Source organism: Streptomyces sp. NPDC021562, from assembly GCF_040640875.1.
Classification (GTDB): domain Bacteria; phylum Actinomycetota; class Actinomycetes; order Streptomycetales; family Streptomycetaceae; genus Streptomyces.
The window spans coordinates 23,764-34,436 of record NZ_JBFACN010000049.1; the positions used below are offsets into that span (position 1 = coordinate 23,764).

Genomic DNA, 10,673 nt, shown 5'->3' on the forward strand with positions numbered 1-10,673 from the left:
GGCCGGGTCGGCGGTCAGTCCTCGTGGCCGAGTTGGAGGTCGCGTTCGGTACGGCCGCCGCCCGCGACCTGGAGGACCGTGGCGACCGGCGGGTAGCCGGCGGCGATGACGGTGTACTCGCCGGACGAGAGGTCGACGAACCGGAAGGTTCCGTCGGCACCGGTGGTGAGGGTGTCCACGACGTTCCCCGCGGCGTCGAGCAGGGTCACCCGCGCGTCCTCCACCGGCCGGCCTCCGCCGGCCCGGACCGTGCCCTTCAGCACGGCGCCGCCGGCCAGTTCGACGTCCTGCCGGGTCTCCCGGGAGGCCTGCACGGTGACCGGGAGGGCGGCCGGGCGGAAGGCGGGGGCGCTGCCGGCGAGGGTGTACTCGCCGGCCACCAGCTCGGTGATCACGTAGCCGCCCTCGCGCCCGCTGCGGACGCTGGCGACGACCTCGCCGTGCACGTTGGTGAGGGTGACGGTGGCGTCCCGCACCGGTGTGCCGTCGGCGGTGAGCACGCTGCCCGCGAGGCGTCCGGCGCCGCCGAGCACCACGTCGAGTTCGACGGGCCGCTCGCCGACGGTCACGGTGACGGCCTGCGGCTGGTGTCCGCCGGCGGCGGCGATCAGGACGTACGCCCCGGAGCCGGGCGTGGCCAGGGCGTACCGGCCGTCCTCGCCGCTGGCGCCGCGGCCGATCTGCCGGCCGACGGCGTCGATGAGGGTGAGGGCCGCGCGGGGCACCACGGTCCCGTCGGGGTGCTGGACGGTGCCGCAGACGGGGATTCCCGCGCCGGCGCCCGGCGGGCGCGGCGGGGTGTGGGTCCCCGCGGCCGGGGGCTGGAGGCGGGCCTGCGGGATCGGGGCGGTCACGGGAGCGGACTCCGTTTCGGCGGTGTGGTGCGACACCAGCGGTTTCTCCTTGAGGAAGCAGGCGACGATCAGGCCGAGGACGAGCACCGGTACCAGGTAGAGGAAGATCCGGGGCATGGCGTCGGCGTAGGCGCGGACGTAGGCGTCGCGCAGTGCCGGGGGCAGCGCGTGGACGAGTTGCGGGGTGAGGGCCTCCGGGTCGGGCAGCCGGGCGCCGGCGTGGACGGGGAGGCGGCGGTGCAGGGCGTCGGTGAGCCGGTCGGTGAAGAGGGTGCCGAAGACGGCGGCGCCGACGCTCCCGCCGATCTGCCGGAAGTAGTTGTTGGCGCTGGTGGCGGTGCCGAGGTCGGTGGGGCGCACGGAGTTCTGCACGGCGAGGACCAGCACCGGCATCACCATGCCGATCCCGGCGCCGAGGACGGCCATCCAGATGCTGTACTGCCAGCGCGGGGTGCCGATGTCGAGCCGGGACAGCAGCCACATGCCGACGACCGAGAGACCCCCGCCGAGCACGGGGTAGATCCGGTAGCGCCCGGTGTGGCTGATGAGCTGTCCGGCGACGACCGAGGCCCCGACGATCCCGCCCATCATGGGCAGCATCAGCAGCCCGGACCCGGTCGCCGAGGCCCCGTCGACCATCTGCAGGTAGGTCGGCAGGTAGCTGGCGGCGCCGAACAGGGCGACGCCGACGACCAGTCCGACGAGGCCGGTCACGGTGAAGACGGGGTCCCGGAACAGCCGGAGCGGGATGAGGGGTTCGACCGCGTGGTGCTCGACGGCCAGGAACAGCCCGGCGGCGAGCACCGCGCCGGCCCCCAGCCCGAGGATGACGTCCGAGCCCCACGCGTACTCGGTCCCGCCCCAACTGGTGAGCAGGACGAGGCAGGTGGAGGCGGCGGTGAGCGACAGCGCGCCCAGCACGTCGAAACGGGCGCGCGGCCGGGGTTTCGGCAGCTTCAGCACGAGGGTGACGACGGCCAGGGTGACCAGCCCGAAGGGCACGTTGACGTAGAAGCACCAGCGCCAGGAGAGGTGGTCGGTGAAGTAGCCGCCGAGCAGCGGCCCGGCGACGGAGGCGAGACCGAAGGCGGCACCGATCAGTCCCATGAACCGGCCGCGCTGCCGGGGCGGCACGATGTCGGCGATGATCGCCTGCACGCCGATCATCAACCCGCCCGCACCGACGCCCTGTACGGCGCGGAAGGCGATCATCTGGTCCATGCTCTGCGCCCGTCCGGCCAGCGCGGAGCCGACGGCGAAGACCAGGATCGCGAACTGGAAGACGCCCTTGCGGCCGATCAGGTCGCCGAGCTTGCCGTAGACGGGCAGGCCGACGGTGGCGGTGAGCAGGTAGGCGGTGATCGCCCAGGACATCCTGTCGAGGCCGTGCAGTTCACCGACGATCTTCGGCAGCGCGGTGGCGACGATCATCTGGTCCAGCGCGGCGAGGAGCAGGGCGAGCATCAGCCCGCAGAACACCAGCCAGGTGCGGCGCGGCCCGAGTCCGGGCGCCGGGGCGGGTTCGGGTGCCGGGGCGGCCGAAGGCGCCGCGGCCGGTTCCTCGTACTCCACCAGCGTCGTTCCGCCCACGTACCGCTCCCCTCGTCGCGCCTGCGCACCATTGCCGCCGTGCAGGCGACAACTACGGGCAGGCGCGACGAGTTACGGGACGGGACCGTCCGGGACGGAGATCCACTCGAACCGGTGAGGGCAGCCAACGCCCCCTGCGCGGCCGGAGGTTACTTCTCGACCTGGGCGGCGAGCTTGTCGAGCACGGCGTCATGGATGCGGCCGAGACCCTTGGGGGCGAAGGTCTTCTCGAAGAAGCCGCCGATGCCGCCGGCGCCCTGCCAGGTGGTGTGGACGACGACCCTGGACTTCCCCTCGCCGGCGGGGGTGACCCGCCAGGTGGTGACCATGGAGGAGTTGCGGTCCTTCTCGACCAGCTCGCCGTCGGTGGGCTCGGTGACCTCCAGGAGGCAGTCGCGGACGCGCTTGCTGGTGGCCTGGAGCTTCCAGTGGACGAGGGTGCCCTCGCCGTCGCCGCCCTCGCGCACCTCGTACTCGCTGTAGTGCTCGGTCAGGAGGTTCGCGCGCGCGCCGCTGTAGTCGGCGAGGGTGTCGAACACCGTCTCCGGGTCCGCGGCGACGATCCGCTCCGTGGTGGCCTCGACCTGCGCCATTGCGTTCCTCCAGCAGCTGGGTTCTCGGGGTGGTACCAAGCCAACCACCCCGGCGCCCGGCGCCCCAAATCGGGGTGCCGGAAGCGGTCGGAAAGCGCGTCCGCACGGTCTCCACGGATCGTTCGCACGATCACGGGAACAGATGTTCTATTCTGGGGGCCGTGCACTTCACTGCCTGACCCCAGGGAGCCCGGGAGGACCGATGCTCAGCACTCCGAACGCGGACAAGGCCTGGAAAGGCATGACGAGGTCGTTCCCGAGCCAGGGAGCGACGGGTGGACACCGCGGCGCGGCAGGGAAGGCCGCCTACGGCACGCTCCTGCGTGACCCGCAGGACAGCGGCGAGCCGAGCCCCCAGGCCGAGCAGTGGTTTCTGCTGCGCGACCGCACCGCCACCCGCCTCACCACCTGACGCCACTCGTGCCCACCACCTCCACGGGCATCAGCGAGTGGACGACCTCCCGGTGCAACAGCGTCAACAGGTGGTGGGGAACAACGCGGAGTCGGCGGAGAACAAGTCGAACTGCAACGTCGGCATCTGGTACTGAGTCCTCGCAGAAAGGGGCGGTGGTCCGCGTACCGCGGAAGGAAAGACAGGGATGCTGCGATGCACAGCACGATCTCCCGATGGACGGTCGCCGTCGTCGCCGCCGTCGCCCTCACCGCTGCCGAATTCCTGGCGAGCCTGCCGACCGCGCGCGCACCGGCTCCGCAGGCGTCCCGCCACGACGCGCTGCTGGGGCGGTTGACCTCGTACATCACCCGTCACCTGGCCGATCCCGACCTGTCGCCGCGGACAGTCGCGTCGGCGCACCACATCTCCGTGCGCTCCCTCCACTACCTGTTCCGCCGGGACAACCGGACCGTCGGCCGGTACATCCTGGAACAGCGGCTGAGGCGCTCCCGGGTCGATCTGTCCGATCCCTCGCTGTCCGGGGTGAGGTCGGGCGGATCGGTTCCCGCTGGGGATTCAGCTGCGACGCGGTGTTCTGCCGCACTTTCAAGCAGGCGTACGGCCTGCCCCCGGCGAATGGCGCAGAAGGCATCTTCCTCTTGCGTCATGCGCTTCCGTCCTGCCGGGGGCGCTCGCCCCGCCGCGTCAGTCGCAGACTTGCCGGTAGGGCAGTGCGGAGATGTACTCGCCCCACACCCGGCGGGTGAGGGTTCCAGCCGTGGTGGCGCAGACCCGTCGCACGGCCTCGCCGGTGTCCAGGGACTGCAGCAGGACGGTGTGGTCGTCGCCCGCGCTGGCCAGCGTACGGCCGTCGGGGCTCAGCACCGCCTGGTCGATGGGCCCGGTGTGGCCGCTGATCGCGCCACCGGAGGCGGCCGGCGCGGCCGGGTCGGCCACGTCCCACAGCCGGAGCGTGCCGTCACTGCCGCTGCTGACAAGGGTCCGGCCGTCCCGGCTGAACGCCACGGACAGCACGAAGCCGGTGTGCCCGGTGAGCGGTGCGGCGAGTGCGGCCGGGTGGCGAGGGTCGCGGACGTCCCACAGCCGTACGGTGTGGTCGTCGTTGGCGGTGGCGAGGGTGTGGCCGTCGGGGCTGAAGGCCACCGATCCCACGCCGCCGGCGTGCGCGTTCAGCGGCGGACCCGTCTGCTCGGGGTGGGCCGGGTCGGTGACGTTCCACAGCCGGGTGGTGTCGTCCGCGCCGGCACTGGCCAGGGTACGGCCGTCGGGGCTGAAGGCCAGCGTGCGTATCGGCGCGGTATGCCCGGTGATCGGGTGGCCGATCCGGTGGGGACGGGCGGGGTCGGTGACGTCCCACAACCGGACGGTGTCGTCGTACCCGGCGCTGGCGAGAACCCGGCCGTCGGGACTGAAGACGGCCGTGGTGACGGCGTCGGTGCCCTGGCCGAGCGGCGTGCCGAGCCGGTTCGGCCGGGCGGGATCGGTGACGTCCCACAGCCGCACGGTGCCGTCACGTCCGGCGCTGGCCAGAAGCCGGCCGTTCCGGCTGAACTCCAGGTGGTTCACCGCATTGGTGTTGCCCAGGAGCGGGCCGCCGAGGGCGGTGGGGCGGCGCGGGTCGGCGGTGTTCCACAACCGGACGGCGCCGTCGGTGCTGCCCGCGGCCAGCACCCGGCCGTCCGGGCTGAAGGCCACGGTGTTCTCGTAGCTGGGCGTGGGCAGCACCGTCCGGGGCAGATCCCACAGGCGCACCGTCCGGTCGCCGCCGACGCTGGCCAGGGTGCGGCCGTCCGGACTGAAAGCGAGCCAGTACACGTATCCGGTGTGCCCGGTGAGGGGCGGGCCGAGGGCGAGCGGGGCGTTCGGGTCGGTGAGGTTCCACAGCCGGACGGTCTGGTCGGCGCCGGCGGTGGCCAGTACCTTGCCGTCGGGGCTGAAGGCCACCGCGTAGATCGTGTCGGCCCCGGCCTGGTCGACCTTGCCCAGCGGAACCGGCTGGGCCGGGTCGGAGACGTCCCACAACCGAAGGGTGAAGTCGTTGCCGACACTGGCCATGATCCGGCTGTCCGGGCTGAAGGCGACCGCGTAGACGGTGTCGGTGTGGCCCCTCAGCGCTCGGCCCCACTTGGCGGGGTGGGCGGGGTCGGTCACGTTCCACAGCTGGATGGTGTGGTCGTGGCCGGCACTGGCCACGGTGCGGCCGTCGGGGCTGTAGGCCGCCGAGGCGACGGCCCCCTTCTGGCCGCGCAGGGGGGCACCCAGTTCGGCCAGGTGGGCGGGGTCGGTGACGTTCCACAGCCGTACCGTGCCGTCGTCGCCCGCGCTGGCCAGGGTGCGGCCGTCCGGGCCGAACGACACCGAGAAGACGATGCCGGAGTGACCGCGCAGCGGGGCCGGCCAGGCGGTCGGATGCCCCGGGTCCGCGATGTTCCACAGGCGTACGGTCCCGTCGCGGCCGGCGCCGGCCAGGGTGCGGCCGTCCGGACTGATGGCCAGCCACATGACGCCCTTGCAGCCGGCGGGGACCGGTCGGCCGAGCGGTGTCGGGCGCGTGGCATCGGTGACGTGCCACAAGCGGACGGTGTCGTCGGCGCCGGCGGTGGCCATCAGGTGGCCGCGTGTGCTGAAGGCGACGGCGAAGACGGTTGCGGTGTGGCCGGTCAGGGACGTGGACAGCGGGGCGCTCTGGGTGCCGAGCAGGTCGGTGGAGAGCAGGCGGGTAGGGCGGATGCGGTAGCCGGCGACGTCCAGCCGGGCTGCCAACGACTGGTCGGTGCCGCGTAGTTGGGCCGCCTGGGCCTGTGCTTCGCCGGAGACCGCGCTGTTCCGCTCGGACGTCGCGGCCGACCGCTGCTGTAAGGCCAGCCCGGCGGCGACCACCGCGAGCACGGTCAGCAGACAGAGCGCCACGACCGCGGCGCGGCGCCGCCGCACCCCGCGGTCCTGGTGTCCGGCGGACGCGGCCAGGAAGTCCTGCACCCTCGCGCTCAGCCGCACGTCGTCGGCGTGGTCCCTGGCCCATTCCCGGGCCGCTGTCAGCCTGGCTCCCCGGTACAGCGCGCTGCTGTCGCGCTGTTCCCTGTCCCACGCCGCGGCGGCGTCCGTGAGCTGCTGCTGGACTAGCAGGCCGGCGCGGTCCTCCCTGATCCAGTCGCGCAGCCGGGGCCAGGCGTGCAGGAGAGCCTCGTGGGTGATCTCCACGGTGTCGGTGTCCAGGGTGACGAGCCTGGCCCGGGCCAGTGCGTCGAGGACGGCGTCGGTACGGGGATCGAGCTCGTCCCTGGCCAAGCGGCGCTTGGAGTCCTCGGCGCCGTCGTTGAGGGACACCAGCCGCAGGAAGACGCTGCGCGCGAGGCGCTGCTGCGCGTCGGTGAGGCCGGCGTAGACGGTCTCGGCCGTGTTGGCCAGAGCGTGCGAGATGCCTCCGGCGGCCTCGTATCCGCTGACGGTCAGGGTGTTGCCGCGCTTGCGGCGCCAGGTCTCGCGCATCGCGTGGGAGACCAGAGGGAGGACGCCGGCCTGTCCGGTCGCGTCGGCCACCACGCGGGCGAGCAGTGCTCCCTCGACCGTGCACCCGGCCTCGACGGCGGGCCGGCTGACCGCCCTGCGCAGCTCGTCGGTGGTCATCGGGCCGACGAGCAGCTGGCCGCGCTGCACGGCGTCCACCAGGTCCGGGTACTGCGAGCAGGCGCCGTAGAAGTCCGCCCGCACACCGAGGACGACCCGGGTCCGGCTGTTGGCCGCGCCCGCCGCCGTGAGCAGCGCGGCGATGAATCGGGCGCGTTCCTCGTGGTCGGCGCAGAGAGTGAAGACCTCCTCGAACTGGTCCACCACGATGAGGAGTTCGGCGTCCTGCGGCTGTTCGGCCAGGGCCCGCAGGACGGTCAGGTGCAGAGCGCGCGGGCCGGTGCGCAGGTCGTCGAGGAGGGCGACCGAGGACGATCCGGTGAGGGCGCTGAGCCGAGCCGCGCACTCCTCGAAGGGGTGCGGGCCGGGGGTGAGGACGAGCGTGGTCCACGGGCCGCCGGACACCCTCGGGAGCAGGCCGGCTCGCAGGAGGGACGACTTACCGGACCCGGAGGCGCCGAACACGGCCACGAACCGGTCGCCGCGGACGCGGGACTCCAGGTCGGCGGTGAGCCGTTCGCGGCCGAAGAAGCGTGCGGCGTCGTCGGCCTGGAACGCGCTGAGCCCCACGTAGGGACAGTCCTCGCTGCCCCCGGCCGCGAGGTCCGTGGACTCCTCGGTCTGGTTCAGCTCTGCCGACAGCCGGTGCCAGCGCCGCTCCCACGGCTCCGTCTCGCCGCCGCAGGCACGAACGTAGGCGAGGGTGACCGGCAGGCTCGGCAACTTCCGTCCGGCCGCCGCGTCGGCGAGCGTGGTGGAGGAGTAGTGCGCGATCCGGGCGAGCTTCCGGTACGGCGGGGCACCGGCCTTCTCTCTCAGTTTCCGCAGATCCGCGGCGAACCTGCCCAGTTCGCTGTCCTCTTCGTCCAACGGCCTTTCGCTCCGCGGCACTTGTGCCTCCTGTCTGCTCCCGTGAAGTGCACATTGTGCGAAGCCTGTTGTCCGGCGTCCACCGACCGACAGCGGACAACGCCGCTCGCCTTACAAATGAGCCACCGCCGCATCCACGTGGCGCGGACCACCCGACCGAAGGGGAACGTACGACCATGAGCAGCAATGCAGTGAAATCCCAGGCACCACGGCGTACGAGAAGGGCCGTGATCGGCGCTCTGGCGGCATTACTCGTCTCCGGCGCCGTGCTGGCCGGACCCACTGCGGCGTCGGCGGATTCGACCGATATCAAGCTGGGGCAGGCGGACCTCAACGGCCTGGCCTACGACGCCGGCGCCGTCGACGGCGTCAGCGGACCGCAGACGCAGGCGGCGACGGAGTCTTTCCAGGGCGACCGGTGCCTGGGCGTCGACGGGATCATCGGCCCGCAGACGCTCGGCGAACTGGAAACCGTCGTGAAGGCGGTCCAGAGCAAGGCCGGAGTCACCCAGGACGGCGACTACGGAAGCGGTACCGCCAGTGCGGTCAAGGACTACCAGAGCGCCCACCAGTTGACGGCCGACGGCATCGCCGGGCCGGACACCATGAAATCGATGGGCATCACGCGGGTCGTCGCGAGCTGCCACACGACCACCCCGCAGCGCGACAAGATCGTCAGCGTGGCCAAGAGCCAACTGGGCGTCCGTGCCGACTCGGGCAACTGCGTGCCCGGGAAGCCCTACAGCATCTGCGCGGACTGGTGCGCGGCCTTCGCCACCTGGGTCTGGCGCGACGCCGGCGAGGACATCCCGTTCATGACGTATGTGCCGAACGTCTATGACTGGGCGGTCGCCAACAACCGCTGGTACGGCACCAGCCGACTGCACGAGGCACTCCCGGGCGACATGATCATCTTCGGGACCGCCACCAACCGCTATCACATCGGAATCGTCGACCGTGTCAGCGGATCGACGGTCTACGTGATCTCCGGCAACACCTCGAACCCGAGCAACTCCAGCGAGATCGGCGTCTACGACAAGAGCTACTCCCTGTCGAGCTCCGTCTTCTACGGGCTGGTCCGGCCCTGACCTCACGCCGGCTGCCGGCCAGCCGGCATGTCCACACACAGCCCCCGTGCCGGCGCGGCACGACTCCGCGTCGGCGCCGGCCTTTCTGGCGGTGCCGACGCCGGCCCGGCCCCCTTGCCCGTCCCTGACCCCTGAAACCTCCGAGAACGGAGCACCACCTCGATGAACAGAAGACTCGCGGCCGCCGCCATCGGTCTCGCCGTACTGACCGGACTGACCGGCCTGCCGCACGGGGTGGCGCGTGCGGCGACGGCGCCGGCCGGCCCCTGGCACGAGGCCGTCGACCACATGGGCTCCGGGCTGGCCACCCACCGACCGGCCGGAGCCGTACCGGGCCTGCGAGCGGCGGCCGTCCCGAACACCGCCGACACCCTCAAGGGCCTCGACGTCAGCGCGTACCAGGAGAACCTCGACTGGCCTTCGGTGGCGGCCCAGGGGGCGTCCTTCGCCTACGTCAAGGCGACCGAGGGCGTCAACTACACCAGCGGCCAGTTCTCCCAGCAGTACAACGGATCCGCGGCGGCAGGCCTGATCCGCGGCGCCTACCACTTCGCCCTGCCGGACGTCTCCGGCGGCAGCACACAAGCCGACTACTTCGTCGCCCACGGCGGCGGCTGGTCCGACGACGGCAGGACGCTCCCCGGCGCCCTCGACATCGAATACAACCCCTACGGAGCCACCTGCTACGGCCTCAGCCAGAGCGCGATGATCTCCTGGATCACCGCCTTCAGCACCGAATACCACAGCAGGACCGGCCGCTACCCGATCGTCTACTCCACCCGGGACTGGTGGTCGACCTGCACCGGCGACTCGGCCACACCGGGCCGGTACGACCCCCTGTGGATCGCCGACTACAGCGGCTCCGCCACACCGCTCCCGGCCGGCTGGACCACCTACACGCTCTGGCAGAACGCCGCCGCGGGCACCTTCCCCGGCGACCAGGACGTCTTCAACGGCACCCTGGCGAACCTCAGGACCTTCGCGCACGGCACCTACACGCCGCCTCCGCCCCCGCCTGGCAGCAGTTGGCCCGTGGTGTCGCAGAACGCCACCGGCCACACCGTCACGGCCATCCAGTACCTGCTCGACGCCCACGGCGCCACCCTGGCGGTGGACGGCGACTTCGGGCCGGCCACACGCAGTGCCGTGACCGCCTTCCAGAACGACCAGGGGCTCACCGCCGACGGCATCGTCGGCCCCGACACCTGGCACGCCCTCATCGTCACCGTCAGCCAGGGCGACACAGGACCGGCCGTCAAGGCGGCGCAGGACGAACTGACCGCTCACGACCACGCGGTGGCGGTGGACGGCGACTTCGGGCCGGCCACACGCAGTGCCGTGACCGCCTTCCAGAACGACCAGGGGCTGACCGCCGACGGCATCGTCGGCCCCGACACCTGGCAGCACCTGGTCTCCTGAGAGCAACCCGCGCGCGGCCGCTGCGGCCAGGCGGCCCGGGAGGCGGGCACCACCCGGTGAGGTGACCGGACCGGGTGGCCATCGGCCGGTACCAGCCGAACTCCGGGGCGGGCGGCGGGGGTTAGGGCGTGTTGCGAAAGTCCCGTCGTCCGCCCGGAGGGCGGGCCGCGCGGCGTCAGGTGCGTGCTCTCGGCGTGCCGGGCCCTGATCCACGTAC

At 72.2% G+C, this 10,673-nt stretch carries 6 protein-coding genes; 3 read left to right on the top strand and 3 right to left on the bottom strand.

The features are described 5' to 3' along the window. Nucleotides 1-14: 14 nt before the first annotated feature. Together AB0G52_RS39730 and AB0G52_RS39735 are read right to left on the bottom strand one after the other, a co-directional pair. Nucleotides 15-2,444 carry an MFS transporter gene (locus AB0G52_RS39730; protein ID WP_132893787.1) on the bottom strand — a complete coding sequence of 810 codons (2,430 nt, stop codon included), beginning with the start codon at nucleotides 2,442-2,444 and terminating at the stop codon, nucleotides 15-17. A gap of 149 nt (nucleotides 2,445-2,593) precedes the next feature. Next, a complete protein-coding gene (locus AB0G52_RS39735) occupies nucleotides 2,594-3,037 on the bottom strand; it encodes an SRPBCC family protein (protein WP_361343971.1) in 444 nt (147 codons plus the stop codon). Nucleotides 3,038-3,239: 202 nt separating this feature from the next. Between AB0G52_RS39735 and AB0G52_RS39740 the strand changes: the two genes are divergently transcribed. Continuing rightward, a complete protein-coding gene (locus tag AB0G52_RS39740) occupies nucleotides 3,240-3,449 on the top strand; it encodes a hypothetical protein (protein WP_132893790.1) in 210 nt (69 codons plus the stop codon). 687 nt (nucleotides 3,450-4,136) lie between these two features. Here the strand turns inward: AB0G52_RS39740 and AB0G52_RS39745 are convergent. After that, entirely contained in the window at nucleotides 4,137-7,949 is a 3,813-nt protein-coding gene (locus AB0G52_RS39745; protein ID WP_361343974.1) for a hypothetical protein, read from the bottom strand. Between the two features lie 176 nt (nucleotides 7,950-8,125). On the opposite strand from AB0G52_RS39745, the gene AB0G52_RS39750 reads away from it, so the two are divergent. Both AB0G52_RS39750 and AB0G52_RS39755 read left to right on the top strand, forming a co-directional pair. Continuing rightward, the gene (locus AB0G52_RS39750) at nucleotides 8,126-9,037 is read left to right on the top strand and encodes a peptidoglycan-binding protein (RefSeq protein WP_361343977.1); all 912 of its coding nucleotides are present in this window, start codon (nucleotides 8,126-8,128) and stop codon (nucleotides 9,035-9,037) included. 162 nt (nucleotides 9,038-9,199) lie between these two features. Then, nucleotides 9,200-10,456: a GH25 family lysozyme gene (locus AB0G52_RS39755; RefSeq protein ID WP_361343979.1), complete on the top strand. Its 1,257-nt coding sequence runs from the start codon at nucleotides 9,200-9,202 to the stop codon at nucleotides 10,454-10,456. Nucleotides 10,457-10,673: the final 217 nt, after the last annotated feature.

Excerpts from the sequence above, each read along its gene's own strand:
- AB0G52_RS39735 (WP_361343971.1), bottom strand. The coding sequence starts at position 3,037 with ATGGCGCAGGTCGAGGCCACCACGGAGCGGATCGTCGCCGCGGACCCG.
- AB0G52_RS39740 (WP_132893790.1), top strand. The coding sequence starts at position 3,240 with ATGCTCAGCACTCCGAACGCGGACAAGGCCTGGAAAGGCATGACGAGG.
- AB0G52_RS39755 (WP_361343979.1), top strand. The coding sequence starts at position 9,200 with ATGAACAGAAGACTCGCGGCCGCCGCCATCGGTCTCGCCGTACTGACC.
- AB0G52_RS39750 (WP_361343977.1), top strand. The coding sequence starts at position 8,126 with ATGAGCAGCAATGCAGTGAAATCCCAGGCACCACGGCGTACGAGAAGG.